Origin of the sequence: Vibrio litoralis DSM 17657, assembly GCF_000426765.1 — a bacterium.
GTDB classification, from domain to species: Bacteria; Pseudomonadota; Gammaproteobacteria; order Enterobacterales; family Vibrionaceae; genus Vibrio; species Vibrio litoralis.
In genome coordinates this window covers 502,725-529,529 of the sequence record NZ_KE384566.1, presented here as the reverse complement: position 1 = coordinate 529,529, position 26,805 = coordinate 502,725, and the positions used below count along the sequence as shown (strand labels likewise).

27 protein-coding genes are annotated in these 26,805 nt (G+C 41.7%); 9 read left to right on the top strand and 18 right to left on the bottom strand.

What is annotated here, in order from left to right; translation table 11 throughout:
* Positions 1–292 precede the first annotated feature (292 nt).
* The 16 genes from nadA to aspS all read right to left on the bottom strand — a co-directional run bounded on the left by nadA (position 293) and on the right by aspS (position 15,325).
* Positions 293–1,354 carry a quinolinate synthase NadA gene (gene nadA, locus K358_RS0112740; protein WP_027697188.1) on the bottom strand — a complete coding sequence of 354 codons (1,062 nt, stop codon included), beginning with the start codon at positions 1,352–1,354 and terminating at the stop codon, positions 293–295.
* 219 nt (positions 1,355–1,573) lie between these two features.
* Positions 1,574–2,359, bottom strand: a complete 786-nt coding sequence (ybgF, locus tag K358_RS0112735) for a tol-pal system protein YbgF (protein ID WP_027697187.1) — start codon at positions 2,357–2,359, stop codon at positions 1,574–1,576.
* A gap of 12 nt (positions 2,360–2,371) precedes the next feature.
* Complete coding sequence (pal, locus tag K358_RS0112730; RefSeq protein WP_027697186.1) at positions 2,372–2,887, bottom strand: peptidoglycan-associated lipoprotein Pal; 516 nt, start codon at positions 2,885–2,887, stop codon at positions 2,372–2,374.
* A 53-nt stretch (positions 2,888–2,940) separates the two neighbouring features.
* A complete protein-coding gene (gene tolB, locus K358_RS0112725; protein WP_244875259.1) occupies positions 2,941–4,254 on the bottom strand; it encodes a Tol-Pal system beta propeller repeat protein TolB in 1,314 nt (437 codons plus the stop codon).
* Between the two features lie 53 nt (positions 4,255–4,307).
* Positions 4,308–5,327, bottom strand: coding sequence for a cell envelope integrity protein TolA (tolA, locus tag K358_RS0112720; protein WP_027697184.1), 1,020 nt, complete (start codon positions 5,325–5,327; stop codon positions 4,308–4,310).
* A 7-nt stretch (positions 5,328–5,334) separates the two neighbouring features.
* The gene (gene tolR / locus K358_RS0112715) at positions 5,335–5,784 is read right to left on the bottom strand and encodes a protein TolR (RefSeq protein WP_027697183.1); all 450 of its coding nucleotides are present in this window, start codon (positions 5,782–5,784) and stop codon (positions 5,335–5,337) included.
* Between the two features lie 3 nt (positions 5,785–5,787).
* Positions 5,788–6,474 carry a protein TolQ gene (tolQ, locus tag K358_RS0112710; RefSeq protein WP_027697182.1) on the bottom strand — a complete coding sequence of 229 codons (687 nt, stop codon included), beginning with the start codon at positions 6,472–6,474 and terminating at the stop codon, positions 5,788–5,790.
* A complete protein-coding gene (gene ybgC, locus K358_RS0112705; RefSeq protein ID WP_038150204.1) occupies positions 6,464–6,865 on the bottom strand; it encodes a tol-pal system-associated acyl-CoA thioesterase in 402 nt (133 codons plus the stop codon). Before ybgC ends, tolQ begins: the two co-directional genes overlap by 11 nt.
* Positions 6,866–7,196: 331 nt before the next feature.
* Positions 7,197–7,508, bottom strand: a complete 312-nt coding sequence (gene ybgE, locus K358_RS0112700; RefSeq protein ID WP_226980873.1) for a cyd operon protein YbgE — start codon at positions 7,506–7,508, stop codon at positions 7,197–7,199.
* Positions 7,492–7,599 (bottom strand): cytochrome bd-I oxidase subunit CydX, encoded by a 108-nt coding sequence (cydX, locus tag K358_RS19080; RefSeq protein WP_027697179.1) that lies wholly within the window; start codon positions 7,597–7,599, stop codon positions 7,492–7,494. Before cydX ends, ybgE begins: the two co-directional genes overlap by 17 nt.
* A gap of 12 nt (positions 7,600–7,611) precedes the next feature.
* A complete protein-coding gene (cydB, locus tag K358_RS0112690) occupies positions 7,612–8,748 on the bottom strand; it encodes a cytochrome d ubiquinol oxidase subunit II (RefSeq protein WP_027697178.1) in 1,137 nt (378 codons plus the stop codon).
* Positions 8,749–8,762: 14 nt separating this feature from the next.
* A complete protein-coding gene (gene cydA, locus K358_RS0112685) occupies positions 8,763–10,349 on the bottom strand; it encodes a cytochrome ubiquinol oxidase subunit I (protein ID WP_027697177.1) in 1,587 nt (528 codons plus the stop codon).
* 453 nt (positions 10,350–10,802) lie between these two features.
* Complete coding sequence (gene ruvB, locus K358_RS0112680; protein ID WP_027697176.1) at positions 10,803–11,816, bottom strand: Holliday junction branch migration DNA helicase RuvB; 1,014 nt, start codon at positions 11,814–11,816, stop codon at positions 10,803–10,805.
* 41 nt (positions 11,817–11,857) lie between these two features.
* Entirely contained in the window at positions 11,858–12,478 is a 621-nt protein-coding gene (gene ruvA / locus K358_RS0112675; protein WP_027697175.1) for a Holliday junction branch migration protein RuvA, read from the bottom strand.
* A gap of 386 nt (positions 12,479–12,864) precedes the next feature.
* Entirely contained in the window at positions 12,865–13,386 is a 522-nt protein-coding gene (gene ruvC / locus K358_RS0112670; RefSeq protein ID WP_027697174.1) for a crossover junction endodeoxyribonuclease RuvC, read from the bottom strand.
* A gap of 166 nt (positions 13,387–13,552) precedes the next feature.
* Positions 13,553–15,325: an aspartate--tRNA ligase gene (gene aspS, locus K358_RS0112665; protein WP_027697173.1), complete on the bottom strand. Its 1,773-nt coding sequence runs from the start codon at positions 15,323–15,325 to the stop codon at positions 13,553–13,555.
* A 454-nt stretch (positions 15,326–15,779) separates the two neighbouring features.
* Here aspS and cmoA point away from each other — a divergent pair, with 454 nt between their 5' ends.
* From cmoA to K358_RS0112640, 5 genes are all read left to right on the top strand, one after another.
* A complete protein-coding gene (cmoA, locus tag K358_RS0112660) occupies positions 15,780–16,508 on the top strand; it encodes a carboxy-S-adenosyl-L-methionine synthase CmoA (RefSeq protein WP_027697172.1) in 729 nt (242 codons plus the stop codon).
* A 67-nt stretch (positions 16,509–16,575) separates the two neighbouring features.
* Entirely contained in the window at positions 16,576–17,547 is a 972-nt protein-coding gene (gene cmoB, locus K358_RS0112655) for a tRNA 5-methoxyuridine(34)/uridine 5-oxyacetic acid(34) synthase CmoB (RefSeq protein WP_027697171.1), read from the top strand.
* A 129-nt stretch (positions 17,548–17,676) separates the two neighbouring features.
* The gene (locus K358_RS0112650; protein ID WP_027697170.1) at positions 17,677–18,480 is read left to right on the top strand and encodes an ATP-dependent zinc protease family protein; all 804 of its coding nucleotides are present in this window, start codon (positions 17,677–17,679) and stop codon (positions 18,478–18,480) included.
* A 23-nt stretch (positions 18,481–18,503) separates the two neighbouring features.
* Positions 18,504–20,012: an inactive transglutaminase family protein gene (locus K358_RS0112645; protein WP_027697169.1), complete on the top strand. Its 1,509-nt coding sequence runs from the start codon at positions 18,504–18,506 to the stop codon at positions 20,010–20,012.
* A gap of 3 nt (positions 20,013–20,015) precedes the next feature.
* On the top strand, positions 20,016–20,987 hold the full coding sequence (locus K358_RS0112640; RefSeq protein WP_027697168.1) for an alpha-L-glutamate ligase-like protein: 972 nt from the start codon (positions 20,016–20,018) through the stop codon (positions 20,985–20,987).
* A 162-nt stretch (positions 20,988–21,149) separates the two neighbouring features.
* Here K358_RS0112640 and K358_RS0112635 read toward each other — a convergent pair whose 3' ends face one another.
* Together K358_RS0112635 and cysS are read right to left on the bottom strand one after the other, a co-directional pair.
* Positions 21,150–21,728 carry a thymidine kinase gene (locus K358_RS0112635; protein WP_027697167.1) on the bottom strand — a complete coding sequence of 193 codons (579 nt, stop codon included), beginning with the start codon at positions 21,726–21,728 and terminating at the stop codon, positions 21,150–21,152.
* A 109-nt stretch (positions 21,729–21,837) separates the two neighbouring features.
* A complete protein-coding gene (gene cysS / locus K358_RS0112630) occupies positions 21,838–23,220 on the bottom strand; it encodes a cysteine--tRNA ligase (protein WP_027697166.1) in 1,383 nt (460 codons plus the stop codon).
* 228 nt (positions 23,221–23,448) lie between these two features.
* Between cysS and K358_RS0112625 the strand changes: the two genes are divergently transcribed.
* The 4 genes from K358_RS0112625 (at position 23,449) to K358_RS0112610 (ending at position 26,791) form a co-directional block, all read left to right on the top strand.
* On the top strand, positions 23,449–23,943 hold the full coding sequence (locus tag K358_RS0112625) for a peptidylprolyl isomerase (RefSeq protein WP_027697165.1): 495 nt from the start codon (positions 23,449–23,451) through the stop codon (positions 23,941–23,943).
* 65 nt (positions 23,944–24,008) lie between these two features.
* Positions 24,009–24,749 carry a UDP-2,3-diacylglucosamine diphosphatase gene (gene lpxH / locus K358_RS0112620; RefSeq protein WP_027697164.1) on the top strand — a complete coding sequence of 247 codons (741 nt, stop codon included), beginning with the start codon at positions 24,009–24,011 and terminating at the stop codon, positions 24,747–24,749.
* 313 nt (positions 24,750–25,062) lie between these two features.
* Positions 25,063–26,292 (top strand): EAL and HDOD domain-containing protein, encoded by a 1,230-nt coding sequence (locus K358_RS0112615; protein WP_027697163.1) that lies wholly within the window; start codon positions 25,063–25,065, stop codon positions 26,290–26,292.
* Between the two features lie 10 nt (positions 26,293–26,302).
* Positions 26,303–26,791, top strand: coding sequence for a YchJ family metal-binding protein (locus K358_RS0112610; protein ID WP_038150151.1), 489 nt, complete (start codon positions 26,303–26,305; stop codon positions 26,789–26,791).
* The last annotated feature ends 14 nt before the right edge of the window (positions 26,792–26,805 follow it).

The following is a 26,805-nucleotide window of genomic DNA, read 5'->3' as shown; positions in this document are numbered from 1 at the left end:
TTTTCAGGATGACGGTTGATTAGTTTAGCTTTTACACTTAGCGAAGCGCTCACGCTACACACCACTCAAAATCCAGACATCGTCATTCCGTACATGAGCCTAAGCGAAGAAGATACGGAATCTCCTACCGCTCATTACTCATTAAACCTCTGCCGGAAAATCTAAATGCGACCTTTCCTTGCTTTTCGGCTCTCGAGCACAGCGTCCCCGTCTCTCGACTCATGCTTTACTCTTTTCCGAGCAACGAGCAGCGAAGCGCGAAGCGGTCAAGAAACGAGCCCCGTCCGTCTACTTACGCATTCCCTTTCACTTTCAGATTTAGCGATTCTGCAAAATCTAACATGCGGTTTAGTGGAATGAGTGACTTCAAGCGAATGTCTTCATCTACAAAGATTTCATGATCTTTGCCGCCTTCTGATAATGCGCTTTCAATCGCTTTTAGGCCGTTCATTGCCATCCACGGACAATGTGCACAGCTACGACATGTTGCGCCATTGCCAGCGGTTGGGGCTTCTACTAGTTCTTTTTCAGGCACCAGTTGCTGCATTTTGAAGAAAATGCCTTTGTCGGTTGCCACGATCATTTTCTGATGTGGTAATTCTTTGGCAGCTTTGATCAATTGGCTGGTTGAACCTACTGCGTCAGCAAGCTCTACAACGCTCGCTGGTGATTCTGGGTGAACCAGTACCGCAGCTTCTGGGTACAACGCTTTCATGTCTTTTAGGGCTTTAGCAGAGAACTCATCATGCACGATGCACTCCCCTTGCCATAACAACATATCAGCACCGGTTTTCTTTTTGATATATGAGCCTAGGTGACGATCTGGGCCCCAGATGATTTTCTTATCTTCTGAGTCTAGGTGCTCAACGATTTCATTGGCAATACTTGAGGTCACCACCCAATCGGCGCGAGCTTTTACTGCTGCTGAAGTATTGGCATAAACCACTACGGTGTGATCTGGGTGGGCATCGCAAAATTCGGTAAATTTATCAACAGGGCAGCCTAGATCTAATGAACACTCTGCTTCTAGTGTTGGCATAAGAATGCGTTTTTCTGGCGTAAGGATCTTGGCAGATTCACCCATAAAACGAACACCGGCAATGATAAGCGTAGAAGCGGAATGGCGGTTACCAAATTTCGCCATTTCTAATGAATCGCCGACAAAGCCACCAGTTTCTTCTGCGAGTGCTTGGATCTCTGGATCGGTGTAATAGTGTGCGATCAGTACCGCGTCTTTTTCTATCAGAAGTGCTTTTATTTTTTGAATATAATCAGCACGTTGCTCTGCAGTCAAAGCGACCGGTTTTGGGGGGAATGGATATACGGTATCGATTGTATCGTTGATATGCGCCATTGCTCTTACTCTACGCAGTTTTAATAATTCGATCATTGTACACCTATTAAGGGTAATACTAAAACCGGACTTTTTCTGCGTATCGATACCCTAGTGACTTGGGTATAACATCGGCGCATGATAGAAATAATTAAGCCACCTCTTGGTTATAATAACTTTGGTTACTATAAACGACATGGTGGCTTAAGTGTCATCAGCGATATGAAAGCTTAATTTAGGCTATAAATTCTTTTGCGCGAGTTTCGCAGCTGATGAGTTCGGATATTCGCTTATCACCTGCTGGTAATATTTATTCGCTGCGGTATCGTTATTATTGCGCTTGGCGATATCACCCAGTTTCACTAAAGCATCGGCACGTTTTGAGGAGTCTTTATAACTCACTACCGCGGCAAAGCTTTTCGCTGAGTCTACATCCTGCTTTTTCGCAAAATACAGTTGCCCTAACCAATAATGTGCGTTGGCCGCATAGCCTGAGTTTGGATACTTGGTTTGAAAATCTTTTAACGCAACAATTGCGCCATCGTAGTTACGATCTTTTAGGATCATATCAACGGCACCTTGATAAGCACTCTGCTCATCACCGGATGCTTTAATCACTTCAGAAGATGCAGCGACACCACCTGTTTCAGCGGCAGTTGCGGTGGTAGAGGCAGATACACCGTTTTTCTTAAGCTCATTGACTTCTGTGCGAAGTTTATCAAGCTCAATAAATAATTGGCGTTGGCGCTCAACCATTTGCTTCATATCGTAATTATTACGTTCGATAGTCCCGCGTAGGCTACTGAGGTCAGCCGCTTGGCTATCAACTTGTTGTTGAAGCCGAGCTTGTACTCGATTGCTGTTATCGAGCAAACGTTGCAGGCGTTCAGCATTGGTTTCTGAAGAGCCAGAAGATGAAATGTGGGAGTCATTGAGATCAGATACTGGAGCAGATGCAGCAAGCACTGGGCCTGCTGCACTTACTAGTAACGAAAGCGTAATAACTCGCTTTAAGTTACCAAACATAATTATCGCCTATTAGTAAACGACAACTGCACGACGGTTTTTAGAGTAAGCCGCTTCAGTTTGACCCATTTCTAGAGGCTTCTCTTCACCGTAGCTCACGATAGAGATTTGGCTAGCTTGAACACCTAGTGCTTGTAGGTACTTAGATACTGCTTCAGCACGACGCTCGCCAAGTGCGATGTTGTACTCTGGAGTACCACGCTCATCAGCATAACCTTCGATAGTTACGTTAACATCTGTTGCGCTGCTTAGGAACTTAGCGTGTGCTGCTAGGATATCTTCGTACTCAGAAGAGATTTCAGAAGTATCGAACTTGAAGAAAACAGTCGAGTTTTCACGAAGTTGTTGTTCCATTTGCTCTTGCTCAGATAGTGCTGAACTCTCATCCACTGGAGTTGCAACTGCTGTTTCTTGTGCAGTTGTTTGAGAATCAGATGCATTTGCTGCGTCGTCGCTAGAGCTACAAGCTGCTACTGTTAGTAGAGGTAGAGCGATAACTAGGCCTTTTAGAATTTTATTCAGTTGCATTTTTTCTTCCTTATATTGTCAGTAACTATCTATTAGTTTAAATACTGCTTTTATTATAAAAATGGAGACCAAGCGGGAGCTTTCACTCGCCCATTGGTTGCCGGTAGTCTAGCTTTAAAACGACCATCAAGAGAAACCATTGATAGAACATTTTGTCTATTATACATAGAGCTATATATCACCATACTACCATTTGGTGCAATACTTGGAGACTCATCCAGCTGTGTTTTTGTTAACACTTGAACGGCCCCTGTTTCTAAATCTTGTTTTGCAATGTTAAATCCACCTTGACCGCGATTCACCATAATTAAGAATCGACCATCAGGCGTCACTTGCCCACCAAGATTTTGACTGCCTTGCCATGTTAATCGAGTGGTCGATTTATTAGACAAGTCCACCTTATAGATTTGTGGCAAGCCACCTCTATCCGATGTGAAAATAAGTGATTTACCATCTGGCATCCAGAATGGTTCAGTATTGTTAGCACGGTCGTTGGTTACTTGAGTTAACTTACGTGTTTCTAAATCTAAGATATACACTTGTAGCGTACCGGTCTTAGAAAGAACCAATGCTAGCTTTTTACCATCTGGTGAAAACTCTGGTGCACCGTTATGACGAGGGAAAGCGGTTAATACTTCAGTTTTCCCAGTATAGATATCCATCATATAAAGCTGCGCACGACCTGTTTGGAAGCTCACATAGGCAAGTTTACGTGAATCTGGCGACCAGGCCGGAGACATCAATGGTTGCTTAGATCGAAGTACTAAACGCTCGTTATAGCCATCGTAGTCTGCAATTCTTAATTCGTATGGGTAGTTACTGCTGTTATTCACTACAACATAAGCGATACGAGTTAAAAACGCTCCTTTTTCTCCAGTTAGCTCTTCATAAACGAGATCTGAGATCCGGTGTGCGTATTCACGTAGACGTTTAGCGGGAACCACTGCGCGCTTGCTAAATAATAGGTAATCTTTCGATAAGACTAACTGGCCTTTATCGTTTAACGCTTTATTTTGTCCGTTAGTTAATTGGCCGCGCACAATATCAGACAGTTGGTATTCAATCACATATTGACCATCTTCTGCTGGCGTAATACTACCTGTCACTAATGAGTCGACACCTAGGTTATTCCACACTGAGAAATCAATATCAGAATCATTGTATGGCGTTTGTGGCATTTTAGAGGTTGCCACAGGATTAAACTTACCACTGCGTTGTAGATCCGATGCGATAACCGCAGACACATCTTGTGGTAGTTTGCCTGAACCTTCCCATTTAAATGGTACTACGCCAATAGGACGAGCAGAGTTGGTCCCTTCGGTGATCACCAGTTCCAATGCTGCATTGGCCGTTTGACTGACAGCCATGGTGATACAAAATAATCCTAATAAAAATCGTTTAATCACTGAATATTCCTTATTTACAGATCAACAACCAAATTGATGTTCTTCAATTGATCGGCGACATCTTGTTCTTTCGGCATTGGGAAATTACCCACTTGTGCTATTGCGCGTTTTGCCGCTGAACATACAGCCGACTCACCATCAATAGGTGTCACTTTACTGACAATAGCATCGCTACCTGTTTGTACTAAACGGATGTTAATTTTACATGACTTCCCTCTAAAAGAGTCTTCCGTCAGTAGCTTTTCTTGAATCATTTGTTTATAGATTGCGCCATAACGGTCGAGCTCTGAAGCAACGTATTTTTGTCTTGCCGATGATATTTGTGCACTTTCTGCTTCTAAACCAGAGAAAATATCATTAAGCGCCGCTTCCTGTGCTTCTTTCTCTCTTGCTAAGCGAGCCTTTTCCACCGCTTCTTTTTGTGCTTTTTCTTTGGCGCGTTTTTCTGCTTCCGCTTTAGCTTTTGCATCAGCTTTGGCCTTAGCTTTTGCATCAGCTTTGGCCTTAGCTTGCGCAGCGGCTTTAGCTTCTGCTGCAGCTTTCGCCTGTTCAGCCGCTTTTTTCTCTGCTGCTACTTTGGCTGCCGCTGCTTCTTTCGCTTTACGTTCCGCTTCAGCTTTCGCCGCACGTTGCTTTTCTATTCGAGCTTTTTCTTGCGCTTCTTGTCTTTGTTTTTCCGCTAGCTGTTTTTGCTTTTCCGCTTCTCGTTCTTGTTTTTCTTTCTGCACTTTTTGCTCTTGAAGCTTACGCTGTCTTTCTTCCTCTTTTTTGCGATTCTTTTCTTGTAGTTCAGCTTGTTGACGAAGCTTTTCAACTCGCTGCTGCTCCGCTTTCTTAGCTGCATCACGCTGGTCTCGAATACTTTTCGCTTGCTTTTCAATCGCTTTAGGATCGATGACTACTGCCTCAACCATTTGATGCTTTGGCTTTTTATCGTCATCAGAAAACCATGATCCCCCTAAAAGCAGTACAAACAAAATAATATGCAGTACAACCGAGATCAATATAGCCGATTTGTATTCTTTATTAAGCATTAACAAATTAGCGATTCTCTTTAATATCAGTAAGCAAACCTACTTTTTCGATGCCTGCTTTATTTAACTGATCAAGCACTAAGACCACATCAGCATAAGCCGTTTGTTGATCACCACCTACCGCAACCGGTGACTTAGGAGAAAGCGAACGCTCTGCTTTAACTCTGGTGATCACTTCACTCATCGATAAACCACGTTCCATGTCTTCATCATTAACACTCACTCCCAAGTTACCTTGTTTATCAATTTCAACAATGATGAAGCTTGCATCCGTGTCGCCTGCGATATCTGATGCTGGCTGTGCTGTTTCTGTCTTAGGTAACTCTACTTCTACCCCTTGGGTTACAAAAGGTGAAGTCACCATAAAGATAATAAGCAATACCAACATAACATCGATATAAGGAACAACGTTAATCTCAGCTTTTAATTGGCGTTTTTTACGAACATAACCCGCCATAATTTAGTCCTTATGCTCCGCCATCACTTGGCGATGCAAAATGCTGTGGAACTCTTCGGCAAAGGTTGCGTAATTATGCTCGAGCTTAGTAACTTGGTTACTTAGACGGTTAAACGCCATTACTGCTGGAATAGCAGCAAATAAACCCATTGCAGTTGCCACCAAGGCTTCGGCGATACCTGGAGCAACCATTGCCAATGTCGCCTGCTTAACTTCACCTAGTGCAATAAAGGCTGTCATAATGCCCCATACTGTACCGAACAAACCAATGTACGGGCTGATTGAGCCAACGGTTGCAAGAAATGGTAATTGATTTTCAAGTTCATCCATTTCTTTAGAAAGGGTCACGCGCATAGAACGACCCGCCCCTTCCATTACGTATTCAGCCGATGCGCCATTAGTACGTCGCAAGCGAGCAAACTCAGTAAAACCGGCATAAAAGATTTGTTCCGAGCCAAGAAGGTTATTTTTACGTGCTTTTACTTCGTGGTATAGCTGTGACAAATCGACACCCGACCAAAACTTCTCTTCAAATAATGCTGCATTTTTAGCAGCTTTATTAAGGATTTTACTTCTTTTTAGAATGACGGCCCAAGACAGTACTGACATTCCAAGTAGAATGAGCATTACAATCTTAACCAGTAGACTGGCTTGTAAAAAAAGGTCAAAAATTGAAATATCAGCTGACACGGGCAAACTCCGTCATAATAGTGCTTGGGATGGCTTGAGGTTTCATCTGTTTAATGTTGACACAGGCTACCTTAACCGTTGCTTTACACAAGATTCTGCCTTCAAGATTGACTAACTCCTGACAGAATGAGATAGAAGCTCTTTTTAAATTGACAATCGATGTTAAGACCTCAAGATGCTCATCAAGTTTAGCACCTTGGATGTAATCAATGTCCATATGTTTCACAACAAAACCTATTTCTTGTTCAAGTAATGTATGTTGTGAAATACCCTGTGCACGTAATAACTCAGTACGAGCACGTTCAAAAAACTTTAAATAGTTCGAATGGTATACCACACCACCCGCATCGGTATCTTCATAGTAAATGGTGATAGGCCATTTGAATGTCATTTTTGTTTGTTCTGTCACGTTGTTACCTATCTGTTGTTACCTATTTATGGTTGGTTTTATCCAAAACGATTGTTCTGATTAAAAAAGCACTCAAATCACTATACAGCAACTTAATGCGTTGAATAATAACCTTCCATCATTTTTTTGTTTAAATATGTATTAATTGGTGTTTTCTCATACTCTACCTAATTCAACATGTCTGCTTTTTGAGCATAAAAAAGCCACCATTACCAAAGTGCGTAATGGTGGCTTTAAATATTAATGCCGATTGTCCTGTTTGCTTAATTGCTATTTTTGACAAAGATTCGCTATGTCAAAAATAAGGTTAGCTTTATAAAAAATAAAGCGCCGTAAAGTAGGCTAAAATCACGCCAGAAAAATACGGGCTAAACAATATTTGCCATACCCATAAAATCGGTTTGAAGCCAACGCAATAGATTAACGAACTACATAACGACCAAATAAACAAAACCGTTAGCAGAGAATGAAAGCCACCGACTTGTTCGGCATAAGCACGCGGTTCCCACATAAACATACTGATATGAAACACGGTCACGACAAAAAACAGGGCTCTTAAAAGAGCCCTATCCATTGGTGAGTGTATATCAGTCATTTTTTGACTAATATTATTCACGATCCTCATCCATCATTTCTGAATGCTCTAACCAAAGAGCATTGATAATACCGAATGCACAGGCAAGTAATACGCCTAGAATCCAAGCAAAATACCACATAATGATTGCTCCTTAGTAAAGTGAGTTTTTATTATCTTCAATGTACTTATCATCAAGACGACCAAACATCTTGTAGTAAGTCCATGCCGTATAACTAAGAATCACAGGAACCATAACAAAAGCAACGCCTGTCATGATTTCTAGGGTCAACAAGCTCGATGTTGAATCCCATAATGTGAAACTTACGTTTGGATCTAGGCTAGATGGCATTACGAATGGGAACATTGCAAAACCAGAAGTTAAGATCACACCAGTACAAGTTAAGCTTGAAGCAAGGAATGCTAACGCGCCCTTTTGTGCTTTTGTTGCTACGACTGCAAGTAATGCCATTACAACACCAAGTGCTGGAGCAATCCACATTAGTGGGTAAGTCGCAAAGTTAGTCATCCAAGCACCAGGCTCACGCGCAACTTCTTTTAGAAGTGGGTTTGAAGGCCCGTTGTGGTCGATAACACTTTTAAGAACATAACCGTCAATGTTTTGAACCCAGAAACCAGCCGCAACAAATAATACTGCTACCAATAAACCTGTAATGGTTGAAACAGTACGTGCACGGTTGTAAACATCACCAGTCGTTTTCATTTGTAGCCATGTTGAACCTTGAAGAACAAACATAGATACACTTACTAGACCACATAAGATTGCAAATGGGTTTAGTAGACCAAAGAAGTTACCGTGGTACTGAGACATCATGAACTCATTCAGTTCAAATGGTACGCCTTGCAATAGGTTACCGAATGCAACACCAAAGATAAGCGGTGGAACGAAACCACTGATTGAGATACAGATATCCCAATTGTTACGCCACTTTGTTGTTTCAATTTTTGAACGGTAATCTAGGGCTACTGGACGTAACCAAAGCGCTGCCAATGTTACGATCATCGCTAGGTAGAAACCTGAGAACGATGTTGCGTAAACCATAGGCCATGCGGCAAACAATGCGCCGCCCGCTGTGATCAACCAAACTTGGTTACCATCCCAGTGTGGTGCGATAGAGTTAATCATCACACGACGCTGAGAGTCGGTTTTGCCGATGATAGGCACTAATGCACCTACACCCATATCAAAACCATCGGCGATAGCGAAACCGACGAATAATACGCCGATTAGTACCCACCAAATAAATCGTAATGCTTCGTAATCAAACATGAATTATCCCCTGCTTATGCTTCAACTTCACGAGAAACTTTACCTTCTAAAGAAGTGTCGTTTTGCTCGAAGTGATAACGTCCTGTTTTTAAGCTACTAGGACCTTTACGTGCAAATTTAACCATCAAGTATACTTCTGCGATTAACAGGCAAGTATAGAATGCAATAATTGCAAAAATTGAGGTTAAGATTTCGCCGCGCGATAATGCAGATGCTGCAACGTTTGTTGGTAGAATTTCACCAACAGCCCATGGCTGACGACCATATTCTGCCACAAACCAACCAGCTTCAATCGCAATCCACGGTAGTGGAATGCTGAACAGCGCAGCTTTAAGTAAGAAACGGTTTTTCTCGATACGTTGACGACATGTTTGAATAAATGCGAATCCAAACACACCTAACATAATGACACCAGCGGCAACCATCATACGGAATGACCAGAATAGCGGCCAAACTTGCGGAATAGAATCTTTTACCGCTTTTTGGATTTGCTCTTCTGATGCTTGAGCAATATCATCGGTGTAACGCTTAAGCAATAAGCCGTAACCAAGATCGCCTTTCACTTCATCAAAAGCCGTAAGGTTTGCATCTGATTTATCACCAGCACGCAATTTCTCAAGTAGATCATAAGCAATCATACCATTACGAATACGAGCTTCGTGTTCTACTTCAAGGTCAGAAATACCCTTCACTTCTTTATCTAAAGAACGAGTTGCAATAATACCAAGTGCGTATGGGATTTGAATGGCATAGTCATTCTTCATCTCATCTTGGTTTGGTAGAGCAAATGCTGTAAATGACGCAGGCGCTGGCTCTGTGTGCCATTCTGCTTCAATTGCCGCTAATTTTGCTTGTTGTACATCACCAAGCTCATAGCCAGAGTCATCACCTAGTACTAGCGTTGATAGGATCGCAGCCATACCGAACGAGGCGGCGATAGCAAAAGAACGACGAGCAAATGCAATATCACGACCTTTAAGTAAGTAGTATGCACTAATCCCTAAAATGAACATCGCGCCACAAGTGTAGCCAGCTGAAACGGTGTGAACGAACTTAACTTGCGCTACTGGGTTAAAGATCACTTCAGAGAAGCTCACCATTTCCATACGCATGGTTTCATAGTTGAATTCAGAACCTACTGGGTTTTGCATCCAACCGTTCGCGATTAAGATCCAAAGCGCAGAGAAGTTAGAACCAATCGCAACGAGCCAAGTTACCGCTAAGTGTTGGCGTTTTGATAAACGATCCCAACCAAAGAAGAACAAGCCAACCATTGTTGATTCTAAGAAGAATGCAATCAATGCTTCGATAGCTAAAGGCGCACCAAAAATATCACCTACATAATGTGAATAGTATGACCAGTTAGTACCGAACTGAAACTCCATGGTTAAGCCAGTTGCTACACCTAGAGCAAAGTTAATACCGAAAAGCTTACCCCAGAACTTAGTCATGTCCTTGTAGATTTGCTTTCCTGTCATTACATAAACTGACTCCATGATGGCAAGTAAAAATGCCATACCAAGAGTCAAAGGAACAAATAGGAAGTGATACATCGCTGTCATTGCAAACTGCAACCGCGATAGATCAACAACATCAATCATGGTAACTCCTTTTTATGTCGCTATCCGAGCCTGAAACAAGCTTCATACAACGATTAGGATGGTTAAAGTAAACACACTCAACAAAACCACTTTGGTTTGTTACAAAAATGTGCCTAAATGGTTATTATTTTGTTAAGCACTATCTAATATAGTTAGTGCTAATATTACGCATTAAGCACAGATGTTTCAAAAGTTTTCTAAACTATTTTTGAACAAAACAAAAAATCAGACAAACCAACTTACACAGTTTAGTTCGAGTTCATGTAAATGTGAGTGAAATCAAAAAAATTTTAAGCCTCTTGCTTATTCCTAGCTGAGGCTACTTAGCTTTTTAGTGTAGGTGTTTTTTGTGACACGTTATTGACGTGGATTCTAGAGTAGTCAGGTTGGCTTGCAAGCATTTAAAAAGGGTAACAAACAACTTGTTACCCTTTTTGTATATTCATTCTGTATCTACCGGTCTGGTCTATCTAGGCCAAAATGCAGATAGGCTCGATCGCTGGCAATCCGCCCTCTTGGGGTTCTTTGTAGATAGCCTTGCTGAATTAGGTAAGGTTCAATCACATCTTCAATGGTATCTTTTTCTTCACCGATCGCGGCTGCAAGGTTGTCTAACCCAACAGGGCCACCAGAGAATTTTTCCATTATGGCTAATAAAAGCTTTCTATCCATGTAATCAAATCCCTGATTATCGACATCCAGCATGTTCAACGCTTTGTCTGCCGTATCAGGACAAATATGACCATTGCCTTTAACTTCCGCATAATCTCGCACGCGGCGTAATAATCGGTTGGCAATACGAGGCGTACCACGAGAACGCTGGGCAACTTCTAGCGCGCCTTCTTCTTCCATCGATAAGCCTAAACAATCAGCACTGCGTTTTACAATGTGTTGTAAGTCTTTCACTTTGTAATATTCTAAACGTTGCACGATACCGAATCGATCACGCAACGGTGAGGTCAGTGAGCCAGCACGCGTTGTCGCCCCAATTAAAGTAAAAGGAGGTAGGTCGATTTTAATTGAGCGAGCCGCTGGGCCTTCACCGATCATAATGTCCAGCTGATAATCTTCCATTGCTGGGTATAATATTTCTTCAACCACTGGACTTAGACGATGGATCTCATCAATAAATAAGATGTCATTTTCTTCTAGGTTTGTCAGCAATGCCGCAAGATCGCCAGCTTTTTCTAGTACAGGGCCAGAGGTCGTACGAATATTCACTTCCATTTCATTGGCAACAATATTCGCTAACGTCGTTTTACCTAAACCTGGAGGACCAAAAACCAACAAGTGATCAAGTGGCTCATGACGCAATTGAGCCGCTTTAATAAAGATTTCCATTTGATCGCGGACATGATCTTGCCCTTGATAATCGGCTAAACGTTTTGGTCGAATAGCGCGGTCGATGATATCTTCATCTTTGAATACTGGACTCTCTGCTGCAATTAAGCGATCCGCTTCTATCATTAAATTAACCTCAAGCTAAGTTCTGATGCGATTAATTGTCGCTATACCATGGATTTTAGCGCTTCACGAATGATCATTTCGCTCGTCATATCAGCACCTGCTACTTGAGAAACCACTTTTGAAGCCATTGGTGGTTTGTAGCCGAGTGAAATCAATGCGCTGACCGCTTCATCTTGTGCATTATGAGTAGTACGTGAATCAGCAATTGAATCCATTGGTGCGGCATCAGTCGCTGGGGTAAATAAATCGTGCGTCACCCAACCTTTCAGGCGATCTTTCATTTCGACGACAAGGCGCTCTGCGGTTTTTTTACCGACACCCGGCAATTTCACTAAAGTACTGACATCTTCATGTTCCACACAAGTAACAAACTGCGACGCGGTCATGCCAGATAAAATCGCCAAACCTAGTTTAGGACCAACACCATTGGCTTTAATCACTTCGCGGAATAACGCACGCTCTTTAACGGTATTAAACCCATAAAGCAGTTGAGCATCTTCACGAACCACAAAGTGAGTATAGATAATCGCTTCTTCGTTTATATTCGGCAATTCATAGAAACAACTCATCGGCATTTGTACTTCATAGCCTACCCCAGAAACTTCAATTAAAACTTCTGGTGGTTGTTTTTCAATTAATATTCCACGTAAGCGACCAATCACTTTATGTTCCTTATTTTTGTTTCATTAAGCTCTACCAGTAAAAGCAAGCTTATCAAGATTCTTATTCGATTTAGATATATACCCAAGTGACTTCAAGATACAGGATTCAGAGCTATCATCCAAATCTTTAGGCAAGGAAGATTGGCGAAGGAATGTAAGCACCTTTCAAACCAATCTGACGCGGCATAAAGGTTTGGATGAAGCTCCCGAAGGGCAAGTTAAAACAAGCTTTATACTGCGTTAAATTGAATAGAGATAGAATAACTATGATCATATTCAATTTGTCTTGTCTAAAGCTTGTTTTAATCTTGCTGAAACTCGCATCTTGAAGTTACTTGGGTATAATAATAATTAACTGGATAAACATCCAGTACTATATATCTTTATTAACGATAACGGCCACGCCTCGCACCACTGGCTTTACCCGCTAATGCAATAAGCGTTTTATTGGTATTGGCATGACAAATCGCTACACCTAGCGCATCTGCTGCATCGGCTTGAGGCTTCGCCGGCAGTTTGAGCATACTTTTTACCATATGCTGAACTTGGGCCTTGTCTGCGCCACCGGTCCCTGTCACCGCTTGTTTAATCAACCGTGCGGCATACTCATAAACCGGTAAATCGGCATTCACCGCGGCAACAATTGCACTGCCACGCGCTTGGCCTAACTTCAGCGCAGAATCCGCATTTTTCGCCATGAAGACTTGTTCAATCGCGAACACATCGGGTTGAAATTGAGTGATAATTTCTGACACCCCAGCATAGATTTGCTTCAAACGGCCAGGTAACGCCTCTTCTGACATACGGATACAACCGCTGCCTAAATAGTGTAAATGCCGCCCTTCTTGGCGAATCACACCGTAACCTGTAATACGTGAGCCTGGATCAATACCAAGTATGATGGACATACTGTCTCTTTATCTATATTCGTAAGTGTTGGAAGTATATACCCAAAACAATCGGAGTTGCAGTTTCAGCCATAGAGGGTATATCTGCGATAAAAACAAAAACACCCACATCATTAAGTGTGGGTGTTTTATTCGCATTATTTATCGCTCAAGATAACTTGCTCGATTATTCTTTTTCTTTCGCTGCGGTGACCGCAATCGCTAATTCTTCTAACGCTGCTGGGTTCGCTAGGCTTGGCGCATTGGTTAACGGACAAGCTGCTGCAGTTGTTTTCGGGAACGCAATCACATCACGAATATTGTCAGTACCACAAAGTAGCATAACCAGACGGTCAAGACCGAATGCTAAACCTGCGTGTGGTGGCGTACCGTATTTTAGAGCATCCAGTAAGAAACCGAACTTCAAGCGTTGTTCTGTTTCATCAATGCCGAGAATATCAAATACCGTTGATTGCATTTCTGCGTTGTGGATACGAACCGAACCACCACCAACTTCATAACCATTTAAAACCATATCGTAAGCGTTCGAATTCGCTGCCGCAGGGTTCGCCTTTAGCTCTTCTGCAGTTACGCCTAATGGAGATGTGAATGGGTGATGCATTGCGTGCAGGTTACCTTCATCATCTTCTTCAAACATTGGGAAATCAACAACCCAAAGTGGTTTCCATGCTTGTAGATCAGTGAGTTCAAGATCTAGACCAAGTTTGATACGTAGAGCGCCCATCGCTTCAGAGACTACATTTGCTTTATCTGCGCCGAATAAAATGATGTCGCCTGTTTGAGCACCAGTGCACTCAAGAATCCCGTTGATCACTTCTTCATTTAGGAACTTAGCCACTGGAGATTGAATACCTTCAACACCTACAGCAAGGTCGTTCACTTTCATCCAAGCAAGGCCTTTCGCGCCATAAATGCCAACAAAGCTACCGTACTCATCAATTTGCTTACGAGATAATGCTGCGCCACCTGGAACACGAATAACCGCAACACGGCCTTTTTCGTCATTTGCAGGGCCAGAGAACACTTTGAATTCAACGTCTTTTACTAAGTCTGCAACATCAACTAACTCAAGTGGGTTACGTAGATCTGGCTTATCAGAACCAAAACGACGAATCGCTTCAGAAAATGTCATGATTGGGAAATCGCCTAGGTCAACGTTCAGTAGCTCTTGCCACATGTCACGAACCATTGTTTCAGTCACGCCACGAACTTGGTCTGCCGTCATGAAAGAAGTTTCGATATCGATTTGAGTAAACTCAGGCTGACGGTCAGCACGTAAATCTTCATCACGGAAACATTTTACAATTTGGTAGTAACGGTCAAAACCCGACATCATCAACAATTGCTTAAACAACTGAGGTGATTGCGGAAGCGCGTAGAAACTACCTTTATGAACACGGCTCGGTACTAAATAGTCGCGCGCACCTTCTGGCGTTGCTTTAGTCAATACAGGGGTTTCGATATCTAGGAAACCGTTATCATCTAGGAAGCGACGAACAAAGCTTGAAGCTTTAGCACGTAGCTTAATACGGTCGCTCATTTCAGGGCGACGTAGATCAATGTAACGATATTTTAGACGCTGCTCTTCCGAGTTGGTTTGGTTGAAATCTAAAGGTAGTGCTTCAGAGCGGTTGATGATTTCAAGGCCCGTTGCGTACACTTCAACTTCACCTGTTGCCATATCTTTATTGATTTGGCTATCAGGACGAGCACGTACTTCACCGGTTAATTTGATACAGAATTCATTACGCAGTTGGTTTGCTTCTGCAAAAATTTCAGTCATATCTGGGTCGATAACAACTTGAACAATACCTTCACGGTCACGCATATCGATAAAAATCAGACCGCCTAGATCACGGCGGCGATTAACCCATCCGCAAAGTTCTACAGTTTGTCCTGCTAGGGACTTGTTCAGGTGACCACAATACTGGGTGCGCATAATGAATTTCCCAATCTCTTATTTAAATAATTAATGATTTCCGGTGGAGGTGGAGCAGATCGCTCAAAAACACCGTATAAAAAACTTTTCCTATTTATACTTGGAAAACAGATAAAAATCGACCACCGAAAGCACAATTTATTGGCTTTTCGCGAGTAAAGGAGTGAAAGGTGTGTTAACCGCTCATAAGTTATCCAATTCAATCAGTAAGCCGACGGGTAGCAAAACATTAATTCACCGAGCCATGCACAATAAGCACGCACAATAAAAAAACCGAATACGGTTAAAAGTCACTCGGTTAGGTCAGTAAATTGAAATAAAATCAAATAACCCACAAACTCAATAGCGATATAGGCCAACTTCCCTTAAAATAAAACCATATCTTCATCTAGCCAATTAATGATTAGGGTTTGTTGACCTAGTGGCTAGTAAACCTATTTTAAAGTGAGTTGTCATGAGCCAGCGTGATGTGATTTTTTCAGCCCCAATAGACAAAATGGGCGATTTTACATTTGATGAAAGAGTGGCAGAAGTTTTTCCCGATATGATCCAACGCTCGGTTCCCGGTTACAGTAATATTATCTCAGCGATTGGCATGTTAGCGGAACGCTTTGCCAAACCAAGCTCGAATGTCTATGACTTAGGCTGCTCTTTGGGCGCGGCGACTTTATCGATGCGTCGCCATATCGAACAAGAAAACTGCCAAATTATTGCAGTAGATAATTCTCCTGCCATGATTGAACGCTGTAAATTACACATCAATGCTTACCGTTCAGACACCCCTGTTAATGTGATTGAAGCCGATATTCGTGACATTGAAATCGAAAATGCTTCCGTTGTGGTTCTGAACTTTACCTTGCAATTTTTATCGCCAGAAGACCGTTATTCTTTACTTGAAAAAATCTATGCAGGGTTGCGCCCGGGTGGCATTTTAATTTTGTCGGAAAAGTACGTGTTCGAAAACCAAACCGCGCACGAGTTATTGATCGATCTACATCATGATTTTAAACGTGCCAATGGTTACAGCGAATTAGAAATTAGCCAAAAACGTAGTGCGATTGAAAATGTGATGCGACCAGACTCGATAGAAAGCCACAAGCAACGATTTGAAAAAATTGGCTTTAGCAGCTACGAAGTATGGTTCCAATGCTTTAATTTTGGTTCAATGTTTGCCATCAAATAGCTTGTTTTTACCCTTAAGATTCAGCTAAATATCCACCGATATCCGTATTTAAAATAGAAAGAGTATTATGTTTAATTTTGCCAATTTTTATCAACTGATTGCTCAAGATGTTCGTCTGCAACCTTGGTTGAATACCCTACCGCAACAACTGACTGATTGGCAGAATGCTGAGCATGGCGACTTTGAACGCTGGGTGAAAGCGCTCAATAAAATTACCGATATCAAACCGGATAATATTGATATTACTTCTCAAGTTAGTATTACCAACAACCAGCCTTTTGCATTAGGCGAACAAAAGAAACTTGAGAGCTTATTGCGTACCTTCCACCCTTGGCGTAAAGGGCCTTATCATGTTCATGGCTTGGATATTGAAACCGAGTGGCGTTCGGATTGGAAATGGGATCGCGTTCTACCGCATATCTCTGATTTAAAACATCGTTCAGTTCTCGATGTTGGTTGTGGTAATGGCTATCACATGTGGCGCATGCTTGGTGCCGGTGCCCGCTTATGTGTTGGTATCGACCCATCTCATTTATTCTTAATCCAATTTGAAGCGATTCGTAAATTGATGGGCGGCGACCAACGTGCTCATCTATTACCGCTTGGGATTGAACAACTACCTGAACTAAAAGCTTTTGATACTGTCTTTAGCATGGGTGTGCTTTACCATCGTCGTTCACCACTTGACCATCTACTCCAACTCAAAAACCAATTAGTGTCTGGTGGTGAGTTAGTGCTGGAAACTTTAGTGATTGAAGGAGATGAAAATGCGGTATTAGTACCTGCAGATCGCTACGCGCAAATGCGTAATGTTTACTTTTTCCCTTCTGCCAAAGCACTAAAAGTGTGGTTAGAAAAATGCGGCTTTATTGATGTGAAAATTGTCGATGAAAACGTCACTTCCACCGAAGAGCAAAGAAGCACCAATTGGATGACCCACAATTCATTACCGGATTATCTTGATCCAAACGATCCAAACAAAACAGTTGAAGGCTACCCTGCCCCACGTCGTGCTATTTTGATCGCCAAAAACCCGTAATGAAAACTAGAGGTGATTCTTCAAATAGTTAAAGATTCTTCTTACATGAGGTGAAAGCGCTTCACGGTCGGATCGAGATACGCTAAACTTTGCACAACAAACACTTAACATGGAATATAACGGTTTAATATGCTCAAAAAATCATTAGGACTTGCAGTTTTTGCCCTAGGTTCACTTTCCGGCTGCGCATATATGACCGGAGAACATTATTCTGAGCAAACCATTGCAGTAATCAATCAAAGCGAAGAAAAGCTTTCCAATCGAATTGAAGAACTTGATTCTAATCTTGATAAACAGACTGACTATATTGCAAGTTTAGAGTCCGAAGTTATTAACTTAAGTAATGAAGTTGAAGTGTTAAAGCACAACCAACAACGCTTTATTGCTACCGCACGTAAAGCACAAACGACTTCTTCTTCACCATCGGCAACCTCAAATATTGTCGTGACTAACCTTGAACCGCAAACTCGTCCTGGCATGGTTACCTTAGGTTCATTAGAAAGTGTTGATATCGATATCGTTAAAAGTGCTTTTGTCGCCAGAGTCGATACCGGAGCCACAACTTCTTCAATTAATGCTGTAGATTTACAAGAATTTGAGCGTAATGGGAAAAAATGGGTTAAATTCCATATATCCGATCAAACAGCCCCCGAAGATCGTAAATGGGTAGAAGCGCCAATTGTACGCCATGTTAAGATTCGGCAATCAAGTACTAATGCTTTAGAACGCAGACCTGTTGTTGAGCTTTGGATCAAGATTGGCAGCGTACATGAAAAAGCTCAATTCACTTTAGCTGATCGTTCTCAAATGGATTATCCTATTTTATTAGGCCGTGAATTTATTCAAGATATTGCTTATGTCGATGTAAGCCGAGAGTTTATCGAATCTAAAGCAGTATCAAATACATCAAAAAATAATATTAATAACAATTAATTTAGACTGGTTAAGGAAAAGTTATGACGTCTAGAGTGCCATTTTATTTTCTCATTGCCATACTTGTCATCACCGGGCTCACTTTGAGCGTCATGCGTCATCAAGATTATGGTGTTCCTTGGGGACCAGGTGAATCTCGACAAATATGGGATATTGAAGCTCGCGTAGAATTTACTGCCACAGGAGGCCCTGCTAAAGTATCCCTAGCCGCGCCACATACTCAAGATGGGTTTACCCTGATTGATGAAAGTGCCTCATCACCTGGCTATGGTTTATCTTACATCAATACGGATACTGGCCGCCGCGCTGAATGGTCAATACGTGATGCGAAAGGTCCACAAACCATTTACTACAAAACTCAGTTCTTAGTGGATCCTCAATCACAAGCAGAAATTTTACCACCGGTAGAAACTGACTTAGTGGCTCCTACCTTTACTGGTCCACAGCAAGCAGCGGTTGATGCGATTACTACCCAAGCTTCTGAGCGTTCGGCAGATAACACGACATTTGCTCGTGAGTTAATCAAACAATTCAACGATCCTGATAACCAAAACGCTTCTCTACTTCTGGATGATTTCAGCAAAGTTGAAGCGATTGGTAAAATCTTAGCGTCATCTGAAATCTACAGTAAAACCGTTGGTGTTATTGAGCTAGAAGATGGTCGTCGTCGTCAGTCGATCATTCCTATGATTGAAGTGTGGGATGGCGAAGTATGGCAACTGTTTAACCCTGACAGTACTGAACAGGGAAAACAAGGCAACATGTTAATTTGGGATGAATCGAACGTTTCACTACTGGATGTTATCGGTGGTAAAAACAGTAAAGTATTCTTCTCTATGCTGGCTCAAGATGTATCACCAAGTAATGCAACTAAGCAAAAAGTGGTTGCTGATAACTTATTGAACTTCTCAATTCATAGCTTACCGCTAGAAGAACAGGCGATGTTTAAAACCATCATGCTGATCCCTATCGGTGCGTTAATCGTTGTATTCTTACGTGTTCTTATCGGTTTGAAAACATCTGGTACTTTTATGCCAGTACTGATTGCAGTGGCCTTTGTTCAGACTCAGCTACTACCTGGTATCATCGGCTTTTTGCTTATTGTCGGTACCGGCTTAATTATCAGGGGTTATCTATCCAAGCTTAACTTACTGCTGGTGTCGCGAATATCGGCGGTGATTATTACCGTAATCTTAATTATTTCTATCTTCACCATCGTGTCATTCAACATTGGATTGACGCAAGGCTTAACCATTACGTTCTTCCCTATGATCATTCTATCTTGGACTATTGAACGTATGTCTATCCTATGGGAAGAAGAAGGCGCGAAAGAAGTATTTATGCAAGGTGGTGGCTCACTACTCACCGCAGTACTTATCTACCTAGCCATGACTAACCCATATGTTCAGCATATTACTTTCAACTTCATCGGTACTCAGTTCATCATCTTAGCGTGTATCTTATCGCTAGGTAACTACACTGGATACCGCCTACTAGAACTGAAAAGATTCAAACCATTAGCGGAGGACTAAACGATGTTTTCAATGTTTACGTCTCCTCAAAAACTACATGCTAAAGGCATTATGGGCATGAACAAACGTAATGGCGCCTACATTGGGCGCTATAACGACCGTTCTAAGTACCCACTAGTGGATGACAAGCTAAAAACTAAAATCATTGCTCAAGAGCACGGTGCAACCGTACCTAAGTTAATTGGTGTTATTGACCAACAAGCTGAAGTAAAGCGTATCCATGCCATGGTTAAAGACTGGCCGGGTTTTGTGATTAAACCGGCTCGCGGTTCTGGTGGTAAAGGAATTTTAGTTATTATTTCACATAAAGACGGGGTTTATATTAAACCATCAGGTCAAGCGATTAATGAGCAAGATGTTGAACGGCATATTAGTAATGCATTGGCAGGTTTATTCTCACTCGGTGGCCAAAATGATGTTGCGGTCGTTGAGAACCTAATTAAATTTGATGATGTTTCGTTTGATGGTTACAGCTACGAAGGTGTGCCTGATATCCGCGTTATCGTGTTTAAAGGTTACCCTGTTATGGCAATGATGCGTTGTTCTACTGCCGCATCGGATGGTAAAGCGAACTTGCACCAAGGTGCGGTTGGCGTAGGTTTAGATATTGCAACGGGCCGTGCAGTACGTGCCGTTCAATTTGACCTCCCTATTACCCACCATCCTGATACGGATAAACCGCTTAGCGGCCTCGTGGTGCCAAACTGGGAAAAGTTACTGGTGTTAGCCTCTAGCGCTTGGGAAATGACCGGATTAGGTTACATGGGCACCGATATGGTATTGGATAAAGAAGAAGGCCCGATGGTATTAGAGCTTAATGCTCGACCTGGTCTTGCGATCCAAATTGCTAATGGCGCAGGTTTACTGCCTCGTTTGCAACATATCGAAAACCTAGGTACGCCGTTAAATTATCCAACACCAGAAGAACGCGTGGCATACGCAGCAAAACAATTTGCCTCAAAACCGCGGTTCTAAGTTTTTTTTGCAAAGAGTAGTTTTAAAAACTAGCTCTACAGCGAATAGCTTTACAGCGTATAGATAACAAAAGGGCCTATAACTCAGTATGAGTCATAGGCCCTAATTTCATGCTTTATAAAGTCATCGCGAGCGTTGGCGATCACTTAACCTCAGTTGAGATTACTTACCTAGTGCTTCTTTATAATGGAGACGACATACTGACTCATAACGGTCATTACCGCCTATTGCCACTTGGTCACCTTCTGCAATCGCTTTACCACGCTCATCCATACGAATCACCATGTTCGCTTTGCGTCCACAGTGGCAAATGGTTTTTAGTTCAACCAGTTTATCTGCCCAAGCAAGCAAGTATTGACTACCTTCAAACAACTCGCCTAAGAAATCGCTACGCAAGCCATAACATAATACGGGGATGTGTAATTTATCCACCACTTCGGTTAATTGATACACTTGTTCTTTGTTTAAAAACTGACACTCATCAATCATGACACAGTGAATCTTTTCCTTTTCACATAAGGCCTTAACCGCACTAAACATATTGGTAGCGGCATTATATAAGTACGCATCTGACTGCAAGCCAATACGAGAGCTCACTTTACCAATACCATCACGGTTATCGATTTCTGCTGTGAAAATAACAGGATTCATGCCACGTTCACAGTAGTTAAAAGAAGATTGAAGCAGTGTGGTTGATTTACCCGCGTTCATCGCTGAGTAATAAAAATACATCTGTGCCAAAGGAAAAAGCCTTTCTAGTTATCAATTTCGAGTTTCAAGAAAAAGGCTTGCAGTATCTCTTTAAATACCACAAGCCCTATTTAATCAATTACCGTTATTCAGGTTTATCTTACTTACGACGCCAAGTAGTACCGTCTGGGCCATCTTCTAGCTCAATGCCAAGCTCGTTTAACTTATCACGAGCAAGATCGGCATTTGCCCAATCTTTTGCGGCGCGAGAGTCATTACGTAGCTTAATTAACGCTTCAATTTCAGCCACTTCGTCATCACTACCCGCTTCACCTTGCAAGAATGCTTCTGGGTCTTGATGCAAGATACCAATCACATCGGCTAATTCACGCATTAAAGCGCCAAGTGCCGAGGCTTTATCCATATCAACGGTTTTCAAACGGTTTACTTCACGAGCCATATCAAATAGCACTGAGTATGCTTCTGGCGTATTAAAGTCATCATTCATTGCCGCGCTAAAACGAGCAACAAATTCTTCTCCACCAGCAGGCGCAACAGATAAATCCAAACCACGTAACGAAGTGTATAAACGCTCTAGTGAAGCACGAGCTTGGTTTAAGTTTTCTTCGCTGTAATTTAACTGGCTGCGGTAGTGACCAGACATTAAGAAATAACGAACGGTTTCAGAATCGTAGTGCTTTAACACATCACGAATCGTGAAGAAGTTGCCTAAAGATTTAGACATTTTTTCACGGTCAACCATCACCATACCACTGTGCATCCAAGTGTTTACGTATGGCGTATCGTGAGCACAGCAAGATTGTGCGATTTCATTTTCATGGTGCGGGAATTGCAGGTCTGAACCACCACCATGAATATCGAAATGGTGACCTAGAATCGATGAGTTCATTGCCGAACATTCGATATGCCAGCCTGGACGACCCGGCCCCCAAGGTGATTCCCATGTTGGTTCACCTGGCTTCGACATTTTCCAAACTACGAAATCCATAGGACTACGTTTCGCGCTTTCAACATCTACGCGAGCACCAGCTTGTAATTGCTCTAAATCCTGACCAGATAGCTTGCCGTATTGTTCGAATTTTTTCACTTCAAACATCACATCGCCATTAGCAGCAACGTAGGCAAAGCCACGCTCGATTAAGCGCTCAACCAATTCGATAATTTCTTTAATATAATGGGTCGCACGAGGCTCTACATCTGGACGTTTAATATTGAGCGCATCAAAATCTGCGTACATTTCTTCAATTAAACGTTCTGTTAATGAGTCACAGCTTTCATTGTTCTCTGCTGCACGTTTAATGATCTTATCGTCAATATCCGTAATATTTCGCACAAAAGTTAGATCATAACCAACAAAACGTAGGTAGCGAGACACCACATCAAACGACACAAAAGTACGCCCATGGCCAATATGGCAGAGATCGTAGATGGTCACACCACAAACATACATGCCAATTTTTCCAGCATGAATGGGTTTAAATTCCTCTTTTTGGCGGGTCAAGGTGTTATATATTTTTAACATGATCTCTTTCTGCGTCTGGTGAATATTATAATTTTTCGATTATACCGAATCAGCTAATTAAGTCGACATTAAGCCTAACTTTAATAGGCTATCCTTAGGTTATATACCCAAGTAGCTTCAAACTGCGTGTTCAGCATTTTGAAATCACTTGGGTATATAGATAAGTTGCTATAAAATCTAACTCTCAATGAGCAATACCAATTAAATCCAATGATAAAGGACCTAACCATGATCATCCTTCACACCAACTTCGGCGATATTAAAATTCAACTTAACGAAGAAAAAGCACCTGAAACAGCGGCTAACTTCCTACAGTATTGCCAAGATGGCTTCTACGACAACACTCTTTTCCACCGTGTTATCGATGGGTTTATGATTCAAGGCGGCGGCATGACTTCTGGTCTTAAAGAGAAGACCACTCGCGCAACTATTAAAAACGAAGCAAATAATGGCCTAAGCAACAAAGTAGGTACATTAGCAATGGCTCGTACAATGGAACCGCATTCTGCAAGCTCTCAGTTCTTCATCAACGTTAATGACAACACTTTCCTAGATTTTAAATCTGAAACTATGAATGGTTGGGGTTACTGTGTGTTTGCTGAAGTCGTTGAAGGCATGGACGTAGTAGAAAAAATCAAAGCAGTAAGCACAGGTTCTTACGGTATGCACCAAGACGTACCACTAGAAGATGTTATGATTACTGGTACAACAATCGAAGCATAATAAACGCATCGAATTTGTAGGGGGCACTGTCCCCCTTTATTTTTCCCTACACAATTTGATAATTCATGACCACCTTATTTATTGCTGATCTCCATTTATCTCCCCTACGTCCAGATATCACCGCTTGTTTTCTTCGTTTTATGCAAGAAGAAGCACCAGCAGCGGAAAAGTTGTATGTACTCGGTGATTTATTTGAGTTTTGGATTGGTGATGATGACAACTCACCTTTTAATGCCACCATTAAAGATGCCTTTAAAGCGTTAACGGCAAGTGGTGTTGACTGCTATTTCATACAAGGTAATCGTGACTTTTTACTAGGAAAGCGTTTTTGTAAAGAAACCGGAATGACGTTACTACCAGAAACTGCTGTCATCGATCTTTACGGCACACCTACCGTAATCTTGCACGGCGATACCCTGTGTACCAAAGATGAGAAATATCAAGAATTTCGTAAAACGGTTCATCAAAAGTGGCTACAGCGGTTATTTCACTGTATCCCATTGTTTATAAGAAAAAAAATCGTATCCAACATACAAAATAAAATCAAACAACAAAAACACTCTAAGCAGATGGAAATCATGGATGTCACTCCTGAAGAGGTAATCAATGTACTTAAATCTAACTATGTGACTCATATGATCCACGGTCATACACACCGACCTAATACTCATAAACATCAAACAGATCAAGGTCCTGCGACTAGAATTGTACTTGGTGATTGGTATACTCAGGGCTCAATATTAGTGTGTGATGATAATGGATGTGAATTACAGCAACGCTCCCTTGGATCAAAGCCGCTCGTATAAAAAACCTTCAAAAATTCAATCCATTGACGGGCTTTTCACTTATTCTTATAGTAGGTATAGCCAAGCCACTTAACTATCGTATGTTTCTATTGAGAATTTATGAGTCCACGAACGAGCTTTTGACTTTGTGTAACTGGAAGCTTAGAAAGCTTTTCTATATTGTTTATACTCAAGTAACTTCAAGATGCGAGTTTTAGCAAGAATAAAACACGCAGTAGGCAAGGAAAATTGGATATAATACATTAATTAATAATAAACCTGAGATTCTAATACTAAGAAATGACTCCGGTTAACTAAGCAAAGAGATTCAAGGATGTATTCTTTTATTGCACGCCAACCCATTGTTAATACCGATAAGCAGATTGTGGCTTATGAATTATTATTCCGTGAAGGGTTTAAAAATGAATTTCCTTCAATGGACCCACAACTTGCCACTAGTCGATTGTTAATCGAACATTTTTTTCTTACTAATGCTCAAGGACATGAGAAAACCTTATATCTTGTCAATTTTCCCTATCAAAGTCTCATTGAACAAATTCCAACGCTTTTTCCTGCAGACTTGTTAATGATCGAAATTCTCGAAGACTGCCAACCTACTGATGAATTATTTTCAGCGATACGCGCTATGCATCAGCAAGGTTATAAAATCGCCTTTGATGACTTTATCCCCTCTCCTAGTTGGGAGCGTTTTCTACCTTACATTTGCACGATTAAATTCGATATACAGCAAGTGAGCATTTCAGATGCGGCCAAATTCATTGAAGCCCATAAAGCCTACGATCTTTATTATTTAGCTGAAAAAATTGAAAACCAGCAAGAGCTAGAAGAAGCTGAAAAAGTCGGTTTTGATTTTTTCCAAGGTTACGAATTGCATGAACCTGAAATCATCAAAAGTAGAAGAATTGAGTCATCGTCATTCACCGTTGAGCAACTAAAAATTGCCATCAATCAGTCTCCAATTGATTATCAGTTAATCGAAAGGCTGATTCGTTATGATATTACGATGTCCTATAAACTGATGCGCTTTATCAACGCTCACTCATCCAAAACCTTTACCTCGTTTGAAGATGCTTTCACTGCGCTCGGCCTTGATAAAATCAAACTCTTTATTGAATTATCCCTTACAGCGGTACATGAATGGACCCCATCAGATTATTATCTCAGTTCAATGCATCGAGCCCATTTCTGTGAACAGGTCGCAGCCTTAGATCAATTCAAAATCAATGCTGAGCACGCCTATTTTGTTGGCATGTTTTCTCAACTCGATAAACTTCTCCAACAACCACTTGCTCACTTGGTGGAGACCTTGCCACTGAACAAAGCAGCAATTAATGCGTTATCACAGCAGCAAGGTATTCTCGGTGATATTTTAGGGTTGGCCATTGCCTTTGAGAAAAAAGATGATTCAAATATTTTGTGGTTTGCTGATAAACTTCAAATCTCCCCTGAGCTAGCTCGTCAGTTTTATGACAATGCGATTAACTGGGTAACCCCTGAAAATTATCACCTTCGCTTAGAAGGCAAGCTTCTTCATCAACAGTAAAGAGAACACTATGCTTTGCCCATGCTGTAGTCAGCAACCTTATGATCTATGTTGTCAGCCTATTCACCAAAATACTGCTAACGCTCAACTGCCGGAACAACTAATGCGTGCCCGTTACTGCGCACATGTACTCAATAATGTAGAGTTTGTCATCCAGACCTACCATTCATCTTGCCAAGCAGCACAAGAAGCCGAAGCCATTGCTCAATCGGTTGAAAGTGACTGGGTACAATTGGAAGTACTTGATGCTCCAACCCCTTCTGATTCTGAAGGTTTCGTGGAATTTAAGGCTTACTTTGCAGAAGACGGCAAACACTATTGCCTACATGAACGCTCAAGATTTGTTAAAGAAGATGGCCAGTGGCGCTATATAGATGGCGTGATGCCAGAAGAGGAAATAGACCCACGCCTTAATCAAACGATTGCCAGCACTAAAATAGGCAGAAATGATCCTTGTTTATGTGGCAGTGGTAAAAAGTTTAAGAAGTGTTGTGGCTAATAGGTTAATAAAAA